15 protein-coding genes, 1 tRNA gene and 1 pseudogene are annotated in these 19,564 nt (G+C 48.4%); 10 read left to right on the top strand and 7 right to left on the bottom strand.

Annotation, left to right across the window (positions count from 1 at the left end; translation table 11 throughout):
• The 4 genes and pseudogenes from ACO0K1_RS14760 to ACO0K1_RS14745 form a co-directional block, all read left to right on the top strand.
• Nucleotides 1–117 (top strand): annotated as a pseudogene (locus ACO0K1_RS14760) (IS30 family transposase); the annotation flags it as partial.
• 248 nt (nucleotides 118–365) lie between these two features.
• On the top strand, nucleotides 366–953 hold the full coding sequence (locus ACO0K1_RS14755; RefSeq protein WP_423027025.1) for a DUF1131 family protein: 588 nt from the start codon (nucleotides 366–368) through the stop codon (nucleotides 951–953).
• Between the two features lie 56 nt (nucleotides 954–1,009).
• Nucleotides 1,010–2,338 (top strand): SPFH domain-containing protein, encoded by a 1,329-nt coding sequence (locus ACO0K1_RS14750; RefSeq protein ID WP_423027023.1) that lies wholly within the window; start codon nucleotides 1,010–1,012, stop codon nucleotides 2,336–2,338.
• 131 nt (nucleotides 2,339–2,469) lie between these two features.
• Nucleotides 2,470–3,756 carry a hypothetical protein gene (locus tag ACO0K1_RS14745; protein ID WP_423027021.1) on the top strand — a complete coding sequence of 429 codons (1,287 nt, stop codon included), beginning with the start codon at nucleotides 2,470–2,472 and terminating at the stop codon, nucleotides 3,754–3,756.
• A 171-nt stretch (nucleotides 3,757–3,927) separates the two neighbouring features.
• Here the strand turns inward: ACO0K1_RS14745 and ACO0K1_RS14740 are convergent, their stop codons facing one another.
• Nucleotides 3,928–6,621 (bottom strand): polysaccharide deacetylase family protein, encoded by a 2,694-nt coding sequence (locus tag ACO0K1_RS14740; RefSeq protein WP_423027019.1) that lies wholly within the window; start codon nucleotides 6,619–6,621, stop codon nucleotides 3,928–3,930.
• Nucleotides 6,622–7,272: 651 nt separating this feature from the next.
• On the opposite strand from ACO0K1_RS14740, the gene ACO0K1_RS14735 reads away from it, so the two are divergent.
• The gene (locus ACO0K1_RS14735) at nucleotides 7,273–7,845 is read left to right on the top strand and encodes a PEP-CTERM sorting domain-containing protein (protein WP_423027017.1); all 573 of its coding nucleotides are present in this window, start codon (nucleotides 7,273–7,275) and stop codon (nucleotides 7,843–7,845) included.
• Between the two features lie 111 nt (nucleotides 7,846–7,956).
• On the opposite strand, the gene ACO0K1_RS14730 is transcribed toward ACO0K1_RS14735, so the two are convergent.
• From ACO0K1_RS14730 to mutL, 4 genes are all read right to left on the bottom strand, one after another.
• Entirely contained in the window at nucleotides 7,957–8,346 is a 390-nt protein-coding gene (locus tag ACO0K1_RS14730; RefSeq protein WP_423027015.1) for an Arm DNA-binding domain-containing protein, read from the bottom strand.
• Nucleotides 8,347–8,457: 111 nt separating this feature from the next.
• A tRNA-Met gene (locus ACO0K1_RS14725) sits at nucleotides 8,458–8,534 on the bottom strand.
• A gap of 108 nt (nucleotides 8,535–8,642) precedes the next feature.
• The gene (gene miaA / locus ACO0K1_RS14720) at nucleotides 8,643–9,584 is read right to left on the bottom strand and encodes a tRNA (adenosine(37)-N6)-dimethylallyltransferase MiaA (protein ID WP_423027013.1); all 942 of its coding nucleotides are present in this window, start codon (nucleotides 9,582–9,584) and stop codon (nucleotides 8,643–8,645) included.
• Nucleotides 9,585–9,665: 81 nt separating this feature from the next.
• Nucleotides 9,666–11,684, bottom strand: coding sequence for a DNA mismatch repair endonuclease MutL (gene mutL, locus ACO0K1_RS14715; protein WP_423027011.1), 2,019 nt, complete (start codon nucleotides 11,682–11,684; stop codon nucleotides 9,666–9,668).
• 79 nt (nucleotides 11,685–11,763) lie between these two features.
• Here mutL and ACO0K1_RS14710 point away from each other — a divergent pair, with 79 nt between their 5' ends.
• Complete coding sequence (locus ACO0K1_RS14710; protein WP_423027009.1) at nucleotides 11,764–12,411, top strand: VTT domain-containing protein; 648 nt, start codon at nucleotides 11,764–11,766, stop codon at nucleotides 12,409–12,411.
• Between the two features lie 202 nt (nucleotides 12,412–12,613).
• Here ACO0K1_RS14710 and ACO0K1_RS14705 read toward each other — a convergent pair whose 3' ends face one another.
• On the bottom strand, nucleotides 12,614–13,420 hold the full coding sequence (locus tag ACO0K1_RS14705; protein ID WP_423027007.1) for an N-acetylmuramoyl-L-alanine amidase: 807 nt from the start codon (nucleotides 13,418–13,420) through the stop codon (nucleotides 12,614–12,616).
• A gap of 37 nt (nucleotides 13,421–13,457) precedes the next feature.
• The gene (locus tag ACO0K1_RS14700) at nucleotides 13,458–14,426 is read right to left on the bottom strand and encodes an N-acetylglucosamine kinase (protein ID WP_423027005.1); all 969 of its coding nucleotides are present in this window, start codon (nucleotides 14,424–14,426) and stop codon (nucleotides 13,458–13,460) included.
• Between the two features lie 362 nt (nucleotides 14,427–14,788).
• Here ACO0K1_RS14700 and ACO0K1_RS14695 point away from each other — a divergent pair, with 362 nt between their 5' ends.
• Genes ACO0K1_RS14695 through ACO0K1_RS14680 form a run of 4 tightly spaced genes read left to right on the top strand, consistent with a single transcriptional unit; the run spans nucleotide 14,789 to nucleotide 19,560 of the window.
• Nucleotides 14,789–16,093: an MFS transporter gene (locus tag ACO0K1_RS14695; protein ID WP_423027003.1), complete on the top strand. Its 1,305-nt coding sequence runs from the start codon at nucleotides 14,789–14,791 to the stop codon at nucleotides 16,091–16,093.
• Nucleotides 16,094–16,131: 38 nt separating this feature from the next.
• The gene (locus tag ACO0K1_RS14690) at nucleotides 16,132–17,112 is read left to right on the top strand and encodes a succinylglutamate desuccinylase (RefSeq protein ID WP_423027001.1); all 981 of its coding nucleotides are present in this window, start codon (nucleotides 16,132–16,134) and stop codon (nucleotides 17,110–17,112) included.
• 38 nt (nucleotides 17,113–17,150) lie between these two features.
• A complete protein-coding gene (locus ACO0K1_RS14685) occupies nucleotides 17,151–18,944 on the top strand; it encodes an ABC transporter substrate-binding protein (RefSeq protein ID WP_423026999.1) in 1,794 nt (597 codons plus the stop codon).
• The gene (locus tag ACO0K1_RS14680; protein WP_423026997.1) at nucleotides 18,919–19,560 is read left to right on the top strand and encodes a M15 family metallopeptidase; all 642 of its coding nucleotides are present in this window, start codon (nucleotides 18,919–18,921) and stop codon (nucleotides 19,558–19,560) included. Before ACO0K1_RS14685 ends, ACO0K1_RS14680 begins: the two co-directional genes overlap by 26 nt.
• The last annotated feature ends 4 nt before the right edge of the window (nucleotides 19,561–19,564 follow it).

The following is a 19,564-nucleotide window of genomic DNA, read 5'->3' as shown; positions in this document are numbered from 1 at the left end:
ACACAACAGGAGATTGATCACGCCATGAATAGACTGAATAATCGACCAAGAAAAAGGTTAGGATACCTTACACCCAATCAGGTATTCTTCAAAAATACGCTTGCACTTCAAAATTGAACTCGCGATGCATAACTCCGCTTGATTTGCTATAAATGGGAGTATCCACGGATTTTCTGCAAAAGTCATATTTTGCGTGTGAGTTTTTCTTCACGGCTGGGAATAAGCGATCATTGTGCATGATCAATCTTGGCAGGTTACGGCATTGTATGCTCCGGCAGCGCAGGCGCATGATGCAGTTCAGGGCGATGACATAAATGCCGTCACGTCCGACTAAACTTAGATCATAGTTCTTCAGGAGACCCTACATGTTTAACTTTACCAAACCTGCTATCGGATATTCGGTTTCTCATTTCATCATCATTGGTATGTTAGGGCTCGCCGCCAGTAACGCCAAAGCTAGCAGCATTGCTCCGGTCAAAATGTTGGCGATTCGTGAAAGTGGTATTGGACCGCTTAACGGACAAACCCATTTTAACCAACAAGAAATTCAGAAATTATTACCCGGATTCAAAGTCACAGCGGGCGTCGGCGCGTTCGAAGACCAAACTTTCCCGACTTTGCTGGTATCCGACGCTAAAGGCTTGCTACTGACCATCAACCCAGATGGCGACAAGCCTGGAGAAATTTATTCGATCATCGTCGAAACGAACCGTTTGCCGAATTCGCTCGGAGACAAGTTAGGAAACACCTACGGCAAGGTTTATCGCGGATTTAAGGCAACGTGTGTTGCTCAATTAGAACAGCTGGAAGGAACCATGCTGTGCAAGATGCCACAGTCTCAGCATATTTCGTATTTGTTTGAGCATCAGCAGATTCATTCGGGGAAGAATGGAATACCACCACAAAAGGTCATAGAAACAGCGCGGTTAAAAAATATCGTCTGGAAGCCGTAGGACAAATCTGTCGATTCTTTCCCAGACTTCTAACCCTTTTTTTTGTGAGTGCCATCATGTCCAATCGTCTGAAAGCAGTTGTTAAAGCCGTGTCCTCTACTTTTCATTCAGCATTCCAGACTTGCCGTCTTGGTCTAAAAACAGCGACTGCAAAGGTCGTTACGCTGACATCGACCAAATTTCCCATTCTGATTCTCATGGGCGTCGTCGGCGCCATTGGCTATGGCCTTTATCGGCAACCACCGATTAAATATATTGAGCGTGGTCAAGTGGGTGTAAAAATCAACCAACTGACTGGAAACAGCGAATTAATACGGGAGGGGATGGTCGTTTTAATTCCGGGCATTGATGAATTACGCCAGTATTCGACGCTGGATCAAATGTATCGCCCCGTTAAAAGTACTACCGCCAATGGTGAAGCGCCATTTCAATCGATAGAAGGTTTGTCGCTGGGTGTGGATCTGACCATTCGCTATGCGCTCGATAGCAACCGTCTCGCGAGTATGTCCAAGAGTTTGCCGCGGGATATCAATGCAGAAATTGTGGAACCGCTGGTGCAAGGTGTGATTTATAAAGCTTTTACCCGATATACCGTGCGCGAAATATTCTCCACAAAACGTGCCGAGATTCAACAGGCAATCGAAACGGAACTAAAGCCACAACTGGCTGCTGATGGCATTACTTTGCGTAGTGTGATGATAGGAAAAATTGATTTGCCGCAAGATTATAAAAGCGGTATGGATCAACTTTTGGCGGCGGAACTCGCTACAGAAAAAATGCGTTACACGCTGGAGTTAAAAGACAAGGAAGTCAAACAGACTGCTCTTGAAGCGCAGGCAGATAAAATTCGTCGCGAGACCTCCGCAGAGGCTGCCGGTAATGAAGCAATTATTGCAGCAAAAGCACAGGAAGAAGCAATGAAACACGTGCTTCCATTCAAACAAAAGCAAATTGAACAGCGACAATACGAAGCAGAAGCAGAAAAAGTCGCCCGGATTAAGACGTCCGAAGGTGCAGCCCAGGCGCGCGTGATCGAAGCTGTTGGTGAAGCGGATTCGCGTCGAAAATTAGCAGATGCGGAAGCCTATCGTCAGGAATTAATCGGTAAAGTGGCAAGCACACAAATGGAACGTGACGGTGCCTTGATCACCCGCAATCCTTTGCTGATACAAAAAGTCATGGCAGATAAACTGTCTGACAAAATTTCCGTCATCATCGCCCCTCCGCCGAGCGACGGCGGCTTCGTTGGCGCAGGATTGCTCGGTATGGGGAATAAAACAAATCACACGACAGGTAGCACTTCAAACGCTAATCCCGGGGTTGATTCAGCAAACTTATCAGCCAACTCTGCGGCGGGCTTTCCAATTCATGGTGAAGGTCAATAATCATGATTGCAAATCTCTTCAATGTTGCCAGTCTCGCCATGATGGCCATTGTGACCCAAGATTAGACGCAGTTACGTGCGGCACCGAAAGATCAGGCGCAGCCTCAAGCTGTACTGTGGCAGGGCGATAGTTTGGAAATCCGTGCGCAAAAGTTGGATTATTTGCAGCTCTACGATCATCGCCGTGAACGTGCAGGCTACGTTAAAGCGTCACAGGCGCGGTTGGTCTCTTTGGAGGCGAAGGATGCCAACGATAACCTCACAGTAGTCCGTTTTTTACGCGACACGCCGGGCGCTGAGGCCTTGGGCATTAGCTATACCGCAGCATACATCAAAGCGGCGCCGGCAACGGAAATCACTCCTGAAGCATTTGATGCGCTCGGTAGCATGGCAGAACGTCTGGCACGACGTTCTTCAAGCAAACAAAGCAAGCAAAATGACGAGATCATTGCGGCACATTTAGAAGTTGTCGCCCAATATGGTGTCAAAATCCAAGGCTTTGAACGGGATGGGCGTATGCAGCTTTGCTATGATGGCGAGGCTTTCCGTCGTGTGCTGGCGATGGCGGCAAGCAACGAACAACAAGCCCGTGCTGCGCTGGCGTTAACCCGCAACGATTGTATTGATCCAGCGATGCCACCGGCCCAAAAGGTAGCGTTGGATACCTGGCGTGCCGACGTGTTGGATCGCGTCAATCCAACAGGTCTGCCGGAATACATTAAAAATCGGCTACACATGCGCGCTGCGGGCATCTGGTCGGGTATTGCCTTTCAGATGACGCGTAAGCAGCTTCCTTTCAGCGTCGCAGCGCAGCGAGCCTTAAGCGAACTGGCCGCCGTCGATAAAGAAGAAATGACCAACGATGATGTGAATACCTATGCTGAAGCCGGCTTGCGCGTCGGTGCGAGCCGTTGGGCAGGGGAGAACATGGCGAAAGGTAAATCCTCTTTGAACATTCAAACGACGGTTGGCAAACCGGGTGAGACCTGCATCACCTTGCAGGATCAAAAAAGCACAAAGCCTTTAATGAATCGTTGTACCTACGGCATTGTATGGCCATCATCTGCCCGCGCTAATGCCAGTGGTACCGCATTGGCATTAGCGGTGCAACCGATGGATGGCTGGCGCGAACTTTGGCTATTTCATCAGCTCAATGGCAAATGGGTCGTGGACGTTTTACCCCCTTCTTTGAGTGATCCCGAACTGGGTTACGTTGAATTTGCCGGATGGGTACCGGCGACGAATAAATTACTGGTCGCCAGAGAAACAAAAACGGAAGGCAGGTTTAAACGTAGCTTTGATGTCGTGAATATGGATACCTTACAGGTTGAGAATTCTGCAGATAAGCCTGGATCTTTGTCTATTTTCTATCGTTGGCAAGATCCCGCTTGGAAACAGCAAACAGTGAGTTTGCGTTGAGTTTGCGTTGAATTGGCGTTCATCACGAGCCAGGGAAATTCTGACGCTATCCAAGATATTTTTTGAAACGCTTTTTATCAGAACTACGTCTGCTTCCTTCATTGGAAGCGGAAGTAGTTCTGACGCGCTTCATCGCTACACTGCATAGTTATCCGGGCACTGCACCGCTTTCTACAGTTTTTCTATCTGTTGCTTTGCATACGTCGCAGAGGGCGAATTGGGACTAAGCTCAACGTAGGTCTGATAGGCTTTCTTGGCTTTGTTCTTATCACCTGCATGGAAATAAGAGTCGCCTAAATTGAGATAGGCAATCGCCCGTGATGGATCTATTTTGATGGTATTTTCAAACCAGCGTGCCGCTTCAGTGAATTGATCGCGTTTATAGTAAACAAAGCCGAGATTGTTCGCAGCAAGGGCAAAGTCAGGGCGCAGTTTCAGGGCTTGCGTAAATTGCGCTTCAGCTTCGGCGTATTGCTTTTCTTTGTAGTACTGTAAGCCACGATCATTCGCGTGTTGCGCCAACTGCCGTGAAGAGACCGGCGTATTCATGGGCGTCACGAGAGTTTGTACGGTACCTTGCAGATCCTTGATTTTGACCACGGGATTGGGCTGCGGTGCGCTACCTTTATCGTTCGCTATCGGTTCGGGTCTGGTCGAATCGAGTTTTGTATTCAGAGCGATCGCATCGTTAGAAAGTTGGGTCGTTGCCGTGTTGATAAATTCGCTTTCCAGCGGCAATTCAAACACAAAGTCGCCACCTTCCGACCCTGGCAGACTACCAAATGCAGGTGTTTGCTGAGATACCGCCGCAACGGCGGGCGCAACATAAGCAGCCAATTCTGTCGCCGTGATAATGCCGTCACCGTTCAGATCGGCTTTTCCAGATAACCCTTGCATCAGCGTCCAGGTGAATACGGAATGTCCGTTCGGTCCGCCATCCGCAACCATTTGATCAGAACCACCCGCAGTCAACATTTGTCTGCCAATTCGCTTTGCATTATCGCGTAGATAGTTGCCGGCACCGCCGCGAGTTAATCCCAGCCCGCTATAACAAGCATCCATCACAAAAAACACATGCTTGGAGTTCAGGCTTTCAGATATATTTTGAATTTCCGTCATCGGAATCGCATCCGCAGCAAATGCATTCGGATCAGAATCGAACGGAACGATATACCCTAAATCTCGCCCTGAGCTGAGCTTCCGCGTTGCTCCATGACCAGCGAAAAAAACAAAAATGCGATCATTTTTCTGCACATTCGGATTGGCCAGACGATCATGGAACGCCGCCAGAATACCGTTGCGCGTTGCTTCGCCATTTTGCAGTGAGAAAACGTGATCCGAAGGAAAACCTAATTTTTCAATCAAAATCTGGCGCACGCTTTGTGAATCTTGCACTGCATATTGGAGCTTAGGCCATTTAGCATAATCGTTGATGCCAATCACCATTGCCCAAGAGTTGCTGTAGCCCGGGCTCACAGTGACCTTATCTTGCGGGGCATTTTTATTTTTTACGACAGTAAACGCTGTGCCATCCCATCCGGCAAATTGATAACCATCAGCGACCAGGCGATCAAGAATCACCGGCAAGGCTTTGACGGCCCGGTCATGAATATCATGGAAAAGAATAATGCCGTGACCTTCTTTTTCAACCGCTTGTAAGACCCGATCCGCAATCGAACTTGGGATGGGATCGGCCCAATCCAATGAGTCGATATTCCACATGACCGATTGTAAATGCGCTTTTTCGAGCGTTTGCAAGCCTTCTTGATTGTGTGCGCCATAAGGGAAACGGAACAGCGGTGAGCGGTTCGTATCCATCGCCTTTAAAAGCGAATCGGTATTAAAAATCTCTTTATTCAGCGTATCGCCACTGAGTTTCGACAATTGCGCATGGCTAAAACTATGATTGCCAATAACGAAACCCGCATCATGCAGTTTTTGGCTGATCTTCGCAGTTGCGGATAGCGTCGTACTGCCATCGGCATTAATTGCCCCCAGATTCTGCCCGACATTAAAGAAGACAGCGGGCACGCTATATTGCTTTAGAATCGCGGCAATTTCTTCTGTATATTGCTTATGCGGCCCATCATCAAAAGTCAGTACGATGGTTTTCGGCGGCAACTTGTAACCGAAAATTTCCCGCTCGGGTTTGCCGCTGGCAGACTCGTTGGTCGTGGGTTCTTCTTTTAGCGGTGCGGGCTCAACGGTGCCGTAATCTTTGAGAATTTTTTCACGCGAATACAATTGCTTCAGATGCGCGACATAAACATCCCATTTTTCTCTTTTTAAGACAATGCCCCGTTGGTCAAAATGACCGAAAATCTGTCCTAATTCTTTTTCATAATTGCGTTCAATATCATTTAACGCATCCAGATCTTCAGAAATCCGCTTATGCATTTTGATCGCGGTCAGCGAGGTATCTTTTGTTACCGAAGTCAGCAGCGAATTCAACACTTCTTTAAATGCCAGTCGATCCGCATCAAACAAGCTTGCATCGGATTCAACGTAATCGAGCAAGTGGTTGATCGTCTCAAAGCGATTTGGCTGCGCCGAGACCACCAGTGCCTCTAAGCTCGCTTTCAGCGCAACGATTTTGTCCTGACTTTCATGAAACACCTGCTGACCCACCCTGACGCTGGCGTCGAGTTCAGGCTTGGATAGTTTGTCTTCATTAGCAACCAGGACAATCACTTTCTGATAGTTCGCCAGGATATCTTTGAATTTGGCATCGAGCGTTGCATCGTTAGACCCCACCACCGCCGTATTTTCAGGAGAACTGCTCGTCTTAGCTCGATAAAAATACGTCGCTCCAGCCGCGACAGAAATAAACACCAGACTTATTGCACTAATTTTAAGAATTTTCACTATTGAGCCACGAGGTGAGGTGGGATGTGGAACTGAAGTTTTTCAGTTCAGAATAAACGTAATTTTATCGTGAAATTACAAAATATTAACGAAAGTCGTCTCGTTGCAGGCAGCTTGCAACATGAAAGCAACACTACAAAAAGCTGCCAAATTCTGCGAATCAACGGCTTATGCGCATTCGGGATAGGTGGACTAAAAGTGGCTTGAAAGCCTCATGGATGCGAGGTCTTGACTCTACTCGTATCGAAGATGGCCCTAAAAATTCACTGAAGAATTACTGCTTGACCGCTGCGTTTGATATCGGGATACATTGCGGACTTTTTAATTTGATTAACAAGGTTCAAACGGGAGAAAAATCAGCATCTCATAAAACGTGAGGAGTCTATTGCGAAACGTGCGGGACTGTCGACCGCCTCGTGGATATGGTGCACGACAGTGCCTTGCCTACCCTTCAGAATGAGATTGCAGGCCTCGTGAGCAATCTAATCCGTACCAGCGACTGCCTTTTTTGTCGGAATTTTTTACATTCAGATCCACATTTCGCCGATTTTTTTTGTAAGTGACTGTATTTTATAAAAAAATTATTGTGGTATGCAATTTGCTTAAAGATAATTCAGGATGTAAAACCACAACTTAAACTGGAGAATTAAAATGAATCTGTTGAAAAAAATATCGCTTTCATTGGCTCTGTCAATCTCGGTGATTTCCGGTGCCTCCGCCGATGTCATTCAAACCACTTCGCCAGTGTCGATGGATACTTATGGCGGATGGAATTGGGCTCAGATGTCCAGTGTGACATTGGCTAATGGCACAAACGAGGTGCTCGGTCTGACAAGCTCGATGAATATCAAAGACCAGGGCTGGGGCGGTCAAGATCCAACTTCCAACCAAGTTCTCATCGGCTTGTATTCCAACGGTCAAGATTTGTATAACGTGCACGTTGCTGGCGGATATCATTATTGGACGTTTCAGACGTTCGACATTGCGAATAATGTCGCAGCACTGACTGACCTTAACAATGTCCTGAGCAAGATCGACTGGTCAACAGCGCCGACAGTGACGTTGCAAATGTTTGCGGCACCGCTTGGTTATCCAGGATGGACATTGCACGCCACGGATGCAACGTTCACGGTTGATTCAACCACGGTTCCAGAGCCAGCTACAATGGCACTTCTGGGCTTTGGCCTTGCTGGTTTAGCCTTGGCGCGCCGTCGTAAAGTCTAATTGTCTGTCAGCGGTCATCCGCCCGACGAAAAAAACGGCCACTGATGTGGCCGTTTTTTTTAGTAAAATCTTGCGACTTGCTACGAAATGTAAAGTAACGCAGGCAAGTGATTAGAGATCAGATCTGCTTGCGAAGGCTGTCAACCGGCTTGCTGCCATGCCGCCCTCAAATATCAAAGTTTTGGTTTGAGAGAGGTCAATATCTCGATCAAGTAACTTTCTGGCTGCGAGTCGCTTGTTGCGAGCTTCAGAGAGACTGATTTCAGGATTTTTCCCAAACGCGAGTGTTTTTCGGGTTTCACCAAGCCGATAGTCCATTCGCAAGTATTTCGAACCATCGGAATTAATTAGTAAATACCGACCGCCACCATCCGTTAATTTGTAGGGCTTTGTTTTTGGTTTTGCTGTTCTGGGTTGAATATCGGTGAGGGGAATGAATAATTTAGGTAATTTGACGGTATATTTGACGGTATGACAAGATACCGTCAAATATACCGTCAAAAGTTGTGGATTTCAACGAACGTTAAAACACCGTAGAAAACAAAAAACCCGCTGTAGCCTAAGCTAGAAGCGGGTTTTTTGTACGTTACTGAACTAGTCAGAACGCGAATCTGGTGGTGATAGGTGGACTTGAACCACCGACCCCAGCATTATGAGTGCTGTGCTCTAACCAACTGAGCTATATCACCAAGAAGCCTGAGATTATGGCAGCTTGGGCTTGGTGTGTCAATACTGGGGCGGATCTTTTTGCCTGGAACATCGGGGATTTTTTAAAAAGACAAGGTGTATTTCCAGTCTTATTGGGGCAATTCTAGTTGTTCTTTGGCTAATTGTAGGATTTGTGCGGGGGGATTGTTGCTGAGGCAATCGATGATGATGCGTTCTGGCATGGAGCGTAGCCAGGTGAGTTGGCGTTTGGCGAGTTGGCGAGTGGCGATGATGCCGCGTTCGCGCATTTCTTCGTAGCTGGTGAGGTGGTCGAGGTAGTCCCAGGCCTGGCGATAGCCAACGCAGCGTATGGAAGGCAAGTTGGCGTGCAGGTCTGGGCGTAGTTTCAGGCTGGCGACTTCGTCGATAAAGCCATTTTCCAGCATCACATCAAAACGGTGGGCAATGCGTTGATGCAGGACGCTGCGGTCGCCGGGTTCTAAAGAAATCGCCAGCATCTCAAACGCCGGCCCGGTTTTGGTTTGGCGGGCGAACAGGGCGGACATCGTTTCGCCGGACAGGGCGTAAATTTCTAAGGCGCGCTGGATACGTTGACTGTCATTGGGTTTGAGGCGGGCGGCGGTTTCTGGATCAATTTCTGCCAGGCGAGCGTGCAGCCCGGGTACGCCAATACGTTCGGCTTCGGCATCGAGTTCGGCACGAATCGCAGGATCGGCGCCGGGCAAATCATCTAAGCCATTTTTTAAGGCGTTGAAATACATCATAGTGCCACCGACGAGGATAGGTAGCTTGCCGCGAGACTGGATGTCAGTGACCAAACGTTCTGTGTCTTTGCGGAATTGGGCAACCGAATAGGATTCTACCGGATCAATGATGTCGATTAAATGATGAGGTGCGCTGGCCAGCTCTTCGACGCTGGGTTTGGCCGTGCCGATGTTCATGTCGCGGTAGACGAGGGCAGAATCGACCGAGATGATTTCTGATGGAATGTGACGGGCGATTTCTAAGGCAGCCGCGGTTTTACCCGATGCGGTGGGGCCCATGATGGCGATGACTTTGGCCTTGTTCATGCTGACTTTCTGTGTGAAGCTCCTGCCAAACCGGTCTGGGTTTAGCGGGTATTGAAATAGTTTCTTGCGAGGTGTAGTTAGCTATTGACCGCGTAAAAACATTTTATCGAGATCGTTCATGCCTAATTGCACCCACGTAGGCCGACCGTGGTTGCATTGGTCGGCGCGTTCTGTTTGTTCCATTTGGCGCAGTAGTGCATTCATCTCTGGCACCGTAAGACTGCGATTGGCGCGTACAGCGGTGTGGCACGCGAGGGTGCCGAGTAATTCGTTGCGGCGGTCAATAAGCACCCGCGAGCCACCAAATTCACGCACTTCTCGCAATACATCGCGTGCCAGTGACTGGGCGTCAGCGTTTTTGAGTAAAGCTGGCACGGCGCGCACTGCCAGGGTGGTTGGGGAGATCGCTGTCATGTCGAAGCCCAGGGTTTTTAACGTAATCTGATGTTCTTCGACGGTGCCTACTTCAATCGCATCCGCATAAAACGTGACCGGAATTAACATAGGTTGCACGGGCATGGCGTTTTCATCGAGGGCATTTTTGAGTTGCTCATAGAGGATGCGCTCGTGTGCCGCGTGCATATCAACCAGTACCAGACCTTTGCTGTTTTGCGCGAGAACGTACACACCATGCAATTGCGCCAAGGCGAAACCCAACGGATGATCGTCGTCAGGCAGCGGCGCTGGTGCTGGCTGGTTGCCAGTTGGATTGCTATAACGATACGCGCTGGCTGCGTTGTCAGTAGTGGCGCGATCATTGTTGCCGCTGCCATCATTACCGCTGCCATTACCGCTGCCATTACCGCTGCCATTAGCGATGTCATTAGCGATGTCATTAGCGATGTCATTAGCGATGTCATTAGCGCTACTGAAAAAAGCGCCATAACTTTGCAAACTTTGCGCCACGCCGTGGCCGTTTTTGCTGCCAAAATTATTGTAATTCTGATTGTTACCATTTATCCCGCTACCACCTGCATACGGTGATGGGTTTGCAAATTGACTGGAAAACGTCGTTTGTTCACCCGCAACCCACGGCGTTTTACCCGATAACACCGCAGTCGCCGACGCGGCGGTCGCTGGCGCAGGAACCGTACCAAACGCTGTTGCAGAAGTTTGCGCTAATGCCCGGCTGACGGCATGAAATACAAATTGGTGTACGGCGCGGCTATCGCGAAAACGTACTTCAATTTTAGAGGGATGCACATTCACGTCTACTAATGCCGGATCCAAATCTAAGGCCAATACGTACGATGGATAACGGTCGCCATGCAGTACATCCTGGTAGGCGGCGCGCACAGCGTGGGTCAGCAATTTATCCCGGACAAAGCGACCATTCACATAAAAAAACTGCGAATCCGCCCGCCCGCGAGAAGCCGTCGGCAAGCCGACAAAGCCATGCACGCGTAAGGGACCAGCGCTTTCGTCGAGCGGTAGACGGGCGCTGGAAAACGCATCACCTAAAATTTGCGCACTACGTTTGTCGATGGCGCTGACATTCCAGTGATCGACTGCTTTGCCATTGTGCGTTAATGAAAATGAGACGTCGGGCCGCGCCAAGGCGATACGGCGCACCACTTCGGCGCAGTGGCCAAATTCTGTTTGCTCTGATTTTAAAAATTTACGGCGGGCTGGCGTGTTGTAGTACAGATCTTGCACATCGACCGTCGTGCCAACTGCACCCGAGGCCGGTGAAATTTTACCGGCTTCAATTTGCCACGCATGCGGTGCATCGGCGGTACGGGTCGTCAGCGTGAGTAATGATACCGAGGCAATCGATGCCAGCGCTTCCCCCCGAAAACCAAGCGTGGCGACATTTTCTAATTCTGTCAGTGACGAAATTTTAGATGTCGCATGACGTGCCACGGCGAGCGGTAATTGCTCTGGAGGAATGCCGCGACCATTATCGCAAATGGCGATACGTTTGACACCTCCTTCTTCCAGCCGGATCGTAATGGTGGTAGCACCCGCATCAAGGGCGTTTTCAAGGACTTCTTTGACAACGGCAGACGGGCGTTCAACCACTTCACCAGCAGCGATCTGGGAAATCAGGTTGTCGGGGAGGGCCTGGATCGGCCGATAAGCAGGAGAATTCGTATTCATCCTGCGATTATACCTGTCTGTGCTTGCGCGTAATACCGCATAGTGTATGATTGCGACGGCTTCATTGACTAGGATAATAATGGATTTAATGCAATTATTTGACATGATACTGCATGTCGACAAAATGCTGGATGCGGTAATCAGGCAATACGGGATTTTGGTCTATTTTGTTTTATTTGCAATTGTATTTTGTGAAACGGCGTTCGTTATCTTTCCGTTTTTGCCTGGTGATTCTCTGTTGTTTATCGCTGGAACCTATAGCGCGACAGGAGCGTTGAATATTTGGAGCGTCGTTGCACTCTTTATCATTGCGTCAATTTTGGGCAATACCGTCAATTATTGGATAGGTAGCTTGATCGGTCATAAAATTCTGGACAAGAATTATAGTTGGCTAGATAAAAATGCACTGATGAAGACCCACCAGTTTTATGAGAAGCATGGCGGTAAAACCGTTGTGTTGGCGCGTTTTGTTCCTATTGTCAGAACGTTTGCCCCGTTCGTCGCAGGGATTTCAGATATGACCCACAAAACGTTTCAGACATTTAATGTGCTGGGCGCGTTGTTGTGGATCTTGACCCTGGTGCTGAGCGGCTATTTCTTCGGCAATATTCCGTTTATTCGTGACCATTTGAACAGCATTGTGTTGTTTGGTGTTGGTGTTGCGATCATTCCGGTGGTGTTGGGTGCATTGTGGAAAATAGTCAGCGGTTTTCGTCGGAAAGCTTGATACCGCAGGCTTGTAGTGAATCGCCGTTCTGCCAGGTTTTGCGTGGTGCGAAGCCTTGCACCCGCTCTACGGCGTCTTGCCCTTTTACCGCGTAAACGGATACTTCATCGCAGGGCGGGTGTAACCCGCCTTTAAATCTAACAGGCGTGACATTATTGCTTGATGTTATTGCAAACGCTATTGCTTGATGTTTTTGCAAACGTTATTGCTTTATTTTACTCAATAACACATCGATCAATGCCGCCGTTTGCGCATCTGGCGCCCCATCAAATCTTTCCGGGCGGTATTTCATTTGAAACGCAATGAGCACGTTTTTGGTTGCTTCATCCACGATTCCTGATTGTGGGATGTGGTAACCAATTTTGCTAAGTCTTTGCTGGAACCACTTCACATCGGGTAATTGCTGTTCGTATGTTGGTTGCAAAACAGCAACCTCCGTGGCATCCGGCCACGGAATTAAACCGGCGTCGGCTAACTGTTTCCAGGGAAATAACGGCCCTGGATCTGGCTTACGTTGCGGTGCAATATCTGAGTGCGCGAGAATGTATTGTGGACGAATATGGTAGCGTGCCGAGATGTCTTTGACGAGCGCGATCACACGATCAATTTGCGCTTGTGGAAAAGGGAAGCAGACTCTGCCGTCTGGTGTTTCTTTATAGCCCAGATTGACAATTTCTATACCGATAGAGCTCGCATTAAGGCGGCTGAAATCGCGCCAGTCACTGTATCCTGCGTGATATGCCATACGACTCTCATCGACTAACTGCCAAACCTTGATGGGGTTCTCATTGCCGACCAGATAGTGGGCACTGACATCCTGAGTGCTGAGAACCCGCAATGAGGTTGCCTGATCAATGGCGGTGTAATGCAGAATGATAAATTGAATTCTGTCTTCCTGGCCTTTGGCAGAAACACTGTGATCAATAGCTGACGGTGATCCGGTGGTGGCACAACCACTGAGTAATGCCGTGGATAGACCGAGTAGTCCAGCAAAAAAGAGTTTTTTCATAGAAATGAATTAAAAATCTGGTGAAATCTGGTGAAAATCAGGACGGTAATGACAGTGATTGTATTTGACGCACCGCCATTCTGGCAGCAGAAAAATGTGCCTGGCAAGGGCGTTGCCGAAAACTGATTTCTGGCGGTAAATGGGCGCGCAGGGATTCGGTAATAACTGGATGCAATTCCTGGACGCGGCCGCTTAATGCAATGGGTTTATTGCCAAACCGTTTGCACATAGCGATGCCTATTCGCGCCAACTCTTGTCCTGCACGTTTTAAAATGTCCATTGCAACTTCGTCTGTGCTGGCTGCGCTCGCAACAGCTAACGCCAGCTTGCCGATCTCACCTCGACTGCGATGGTAAATGAATTCACGTGAATGATTCCATTCGTGTCCACCGATGGAATGGAACACATTACGCGCTAAATTGGAATTTACCCATTGATCTGGTTCTTCATCTTCAAGCCGCCAGACGTGACGGAGCGCTTCGCGAGCGATCCAAAATCCACTTCCACCATCATCGAGCATATAACCTCTGCCTCCAGCCCGGTGGAATTTTCCCTGTTCATCAATGTAGGCGGCGATCGATCCGGTGCCTGCATAAATAAGATAGCCAGTGCCCGGACGAAATGTATCGAGATACGCGATTTCTATATCATTGCCGACGGTGACATGTTGTTCTGGTAATTTAAATATTTTTGCCAACGTGCTTTGCAGATGTTGCGTATTGCTGCCAAAACCCGTGATGCCAGCTCTGACGGATTGCAGAATACCATGAGAGCCTGCAGTCGCTGCTAATCCTGAAAAGACTTGTTGAAACGTATTTCTGCCCTCGACGGTATTAAAATGCAGTGCAGTGAGACCTTCAGCGGTGCCGGTCGCGATGATTTCTTCATCAGCTCCTGCCAGTGCCCAACGAGTTTGTGTGCCACCGGTGTCAATGCCCAGACCTAGCATGGGTGGTGTATAGATTTCAGGTGCTTCTGGCATGATATGGTGTGGGATTGACGTCATTCAAAATACTAAAGAAACAATACGGTGGCAAAAACGTGAGTTATGAGGTGAAAGTGGCAGGAATTTCTAAAACTTAAAAGCCTGAAAGCCTGACCTGACGTTTTTTATACTTATTTACGTTTATTATAGGGCGCTTCTTGCTTCACGTATGCATGAAAAGTTGGTGGAAGATTGAAAATAGGCCAAAAATAAACCAAAACTAAACCAAAAATAAGCAGAAAATAAGCAGAAAATACGACGGCAATAAGCTGATCTGGCGCGCCGATGCCCCACCGTCATGTGCGGTGCAGAACCACAAATTGATAAAAACCGACGCCAATGACCTCATTTTCATGGGGACCAAAAGCATAGAAAATTACACTATGAGCATTGATGCCACTATTCCCACACCCTCTGCAAAGCCATCGGTAACGACAGCCTGGCGATGGATTCCTTCATTGTATTTCGGCCAGGGAATTCCTTATGTCGTTGTGATGACCTTATCGGTCATTATGTACAAAAATATGGGCATTTCGAATGCCGATATTGGCTTGTACACCAGTTGGTTGTATTTGCCATTTGTAATTAAGCCCTTGTGGTCTCCGCTCGTCGATTTGTTCAAGAGCAAACGATATTGGATTGTGTGCATGGAGTTGCTGATTGGCAGCTTATTGGGACTCATGGTTTTGGTGATACCAATGGCTGGATTTTTTCGGGCAACGCTGCTGATTTTTTGGTTGATTTCATTCAGCGCGGCAACGCATGACATCAGCGTTGATGGTTTTTATATGCTGGCGCTGGAGCAACATCAACAAGCCGCGTTTGCTGGCGTCAGAAGTATGTTTTATCGGATTGCCATGTTAGCCGGACAGGGTGGATTAGTGTACCTGGCGGGTAGCTTAAAGGATATTACCGGACACACAGAGTTTGGGTGGTGTGCAGTGTTTGCGGTGTTAGCGGTACTTTTTTTGGGCCTGGCTGCTTACCATAGAGCCGTGTTGCCGCATCCATCTGAGGATAGTAATCATGCCACGCAGGGTCATACCTTGACGGATTTTTTGTCAGTGTTTAGTGCATTTTTTAAGAAAAAAAATCTGGCATGGAGTATCGCATTTTTACTTTTCTATCGTTTTGGTGAAGCGCAGTTAATCAAAATGGCGCAACCTTTTTTATTGGACCCAGTTGCTGTCGGTGGTCTGGGTTTGTCGACACAGGCGGTTGGTATCATCTACGGTACGGGCGGCATGTTGGCTTTAACGGCTGGGGGATTGCTCGGCGGCGCGGTGATTTCTCGCTTTGGTTTAAAAGCCTGCATTTGGCCGATGGCACTCGCGATTAATGTGCCACATTTGGTCTATGTCTATTTGGCGCTGGTACAGCCGCAACATCTTTTGTTGGTGGGTGCAGCAGTTGTCGTTGAACAAATGGGTTATGGTTTTGGTTTTGCTGCGTATATTCTGTATATGATTATGTTCGTTGATGGGGAGCACAAAACAGCGCATTACGCCATCTGCACCGGCTTTATGGCACTGAGTATGATGATTCCTGGTATGTTCAGTGGTAGCTTGCAGACAGTACTTGGCTATGCGCACTTTTTTATATGCATTTGTTTGTCGGCGATTCCAACGTTTGTTGTTACTGCATTTCTCAAAATTGATCCGGCATTTGGTCGTAAGAAGTTAGTATGATCATGCGCCGTAATGAATTCAAGTCTGATGGAAAATACATGACGAAACCCCTTACTTCTACTGTCCCACCGATGACCTTTAATAGCCATCGCTATTGCTCGCCGGTGGCTGGTACCAGTCTTATTATTACCGGCGCGGTACATGGCAATGAAACTTGTGGCACGCTGGCGATTCGACGTTTGATGACAGAAATTGATTCTGGAAAAATTACACTCATTGCCGGGAATTTAACTTTGGTACCAGTGACCAACCCACTAGCTTTTCATTTTGGCCAGCGGCAGGGAGACCGTAATTTAAATCGCCGCTTATTACCTACCTCAACGCCGTCGGAATTTGAAGATCATATCGCCAACTGGCTTTGCCCTTTACTGGCTGAGCATGAAGTGCTGTTAGATTTGCACTCATTTGTTGGCGGTGGCGATGCGTTTGTGATGGTGGGGCCACATAATAATTCGGATGCACTCGAAGCCTTTCAACACGCCGACGCAGAACGGGCGATGGCGCATCGTTTGGGGGTGACGCGCCTGGTCGATGGCTGGCTAAGCACCTATGCGCGTGGCGTAGCGCGACGTCAGCAACGCTTGTCAGGTACGGAAAATGTGACCGAATTAGCGAACGCCGGCGCCCAGTTTGGCGTAGGGACGACGGAGTACATGCGATCCGTCGGCGGCTATGGCGTTACCTTAGAATGTGGTTCGCATACGGATCCGCATGCGCCTGACGTCGCTTATCGTGCCATCATCAATACGCTGACTTACCTGGGCTTGATTGAGGGCGAACCACCGCTCGCACAACAGCTCGAAAGCTTGCATATTTATGATGTGATCGATCGCTATCATGTTCAAGATCGTTTCGTCCGTGACTGGCAAAGTTTTGATGACATTAAGCAGGGTGATTTACTGGCACTACGCCACGATGGTTCTGAATTACGTGCAGAACGGGATGGTCGTATGATTTTTCCGGATGATGGCGCAGCGCCGGGTGAAGAATGGTTTTATGTAACGCATAAGTGCTCATAATAGTGACGGTGCATGCACAACCTGAACAGGAAAGAAGAATGAAATTAAGTGTTTTATGGCGTAGTGCAGTAGCACTGAGTTTAGTGACGGCGACGATGCTATGTGCGGCAGCACCACTCAAAACCTTACACGTTTTATTGACCAAGCAAGAAAGTGTCATGGACCCGGCGGTCGCATCGGACATCACCACGGCCAGTATCAATGAAAATATTTTCGAGCCTATGCTGGCCTACGATTATCTGGCACGACCGCTGAAATTAAAAGTAAACACATTGACTGCGATGCCCACCATCAGCGATGGCGGCAAAACCTATGTTATGCATTTACAGCACGGCATCATGTTTGCACCAGATCCTGCTTTTCATCACCAGACCAGAGAACTGGTCGCCCAAGATTATGTGTATGCGATCAAACGTCTGTATGACCCCAGTCTTAAATCGCCCTGGTTATTTATGTTCGAAGGCAAATTGTTGGGCGATGAAAAGTTACGCGCTGATAAGCTGCCAGCAGGGAAAAAATTTGATATGCAAACGCAGATTGCTGGTTTGCAAGCGCTCGATAAATATACGATTCAAATTCGTTTGAATGCGCCGGATACCAATTTTTTATTTATCTTAGCGACCACTGCCACGGGTGCGGTTGCCAAAGAAGTTGTGGATACCTATGGTAATCAAGTTGGAAATCATCCAGTCGGTACCGGGCCATTTATGGTCACTCAGTGGCAGCGCAGTTTTCAAATAGAATTGAGCAAGAATCCACAATATAGGACAACGCCGTTTGAGGCAGATCCCGGAAGTGATCCGGTGGCAAAAGCCATTGCGGCACGCTTAAAAGGTCAAAGCTTACCGCTGGTCGACAAGGTAGAGATCAGCATCGTTGAAGAGCAACAGGCACGTGTTTTAGGCTTCTTGAATCGCGAATTTGATTTTCTGGAACAAGTGCCACCACCATTGGCAGAAATGGTTCTGAAAGGCGGCAAGCTAAAGCCGGAATTGCAGCAACAAGGTATACAACTCAGCATGTTCCCCACCTTGCAAACCTACTACATGTGGATGAACATGGAAGACCCGGTGCTGGGCGGTTATACCCCGGAAAAAATTGCCTTACGACGCGCGATTGCATTGGCGTACAACAGTAAAGAAGACATCAGTCTGATGGAAAAAGGCCTGGCGATTCAGGCGCAATCGCCGTTGCCACCAAGTGTGCTTGGCTACGACGCCAATTTTGTCAGCCCTGTGCAATACGATATCCAACTCGCCAACGCTTTGCTTGATCATTTTGGTTATCAACGCGGCGCCGATCATTATCGCCGTTTGCCAGATGGTCAGCCTTTACAATTGTTGATGCATACGGAAGCGAATGCATCCGGCCGCTTGCGCGACGAAGTCTGGCGTAAAAACATGGATGCACTTGGTATTCATATCCAATTTAAAGCAGATAAACACTCTGAAATTATTCACGCAGCCCGTCTCGGAAAAGTGCAAATGACGGAAGCAGATTGGATCGCCGATTTTCCGGATGGTGAGAATTTTTATCAGTTGTTGTATGGCGGTAATGTCGGCCGCGCCAATTATGCGCGTTTCAATTTGCCCGCGTTTAATCGGCTTTATGAGCAATCACAGACCATGGCCGATTCGCCTGAGCGGCGCCATTTGTATCGCCAAATGGCCTTGTTGATACACGCTTATAATCCGTGGGTGTTGCGTACCCATCCTTTGTCGGCGGATGTGACACAACCTTGGCTGCAAAATTTTCGGCGCCATCCTGTTAATTTCACCAATTGGCGTTATTTGGATATCGCTCCTGATGCCAGACAAAATAGCAAAAAATAAGACGGGAAATAGTTTGATGCGTTGTGAATTGCTGCCGGAACATCCTGATTTTTGTCGCCTGAATAGTATCGTTGGCATCGCGGTGGATTTGCGTTATGTCGGCGTCAATAATTTTGTCGGACGCGATTTGTATGGTGATGTCGATTGTGCGTGGCTGCATAAGGAAGCGGCTGCGGCGCTACAGCGTGCCGTCCAACTATTGGCGATATCGTATCCGGAATGGACCTTACTGGTGCTAGATGCTTTGCGGCCGCATCGGGTACAGGAGATGTTATGGCAACATCTCGCCGGCACGCCATTGCAGTTGTATGTGGCAGACCCGGCTCGCGGCTCCATTCATTCTTTTGGCATGGCGGTTGATGTTACCTTGGTTGACCGGACTGGACATGAAATTGATATGGGCAGTGCGTTCGATGAGTTTTCTGAAAAATCCCATCCTGATCTAGAAGCGACTCTGCTGGCAGAAAAGAAAATAACGCTACAGCATGTAGCGAACCGCGACATCTTACGCACAGTGATGCTGGGCGCGGGTTTCCATGGTATTCATAGCGAATGGTGGCATTTTAATCTCGGTGATGTGGCAGTCGTCCGTGCGCAGTATTTGCGTATCGATTGAGTCG

Origin of the sequence: Undibacterium sp. SXout20W, assembly GCF_049340285.1 — a bacterium.
Taxonomy (GTDB): Bacteria; Pseudomonadota; Gammaproteobacteria; order Burkholderiales; family Burkholderiaceae_D; genus Undibacterium.
This window is presented reverse-complemented; position numbering and strand designations above follow the sequence as displayed.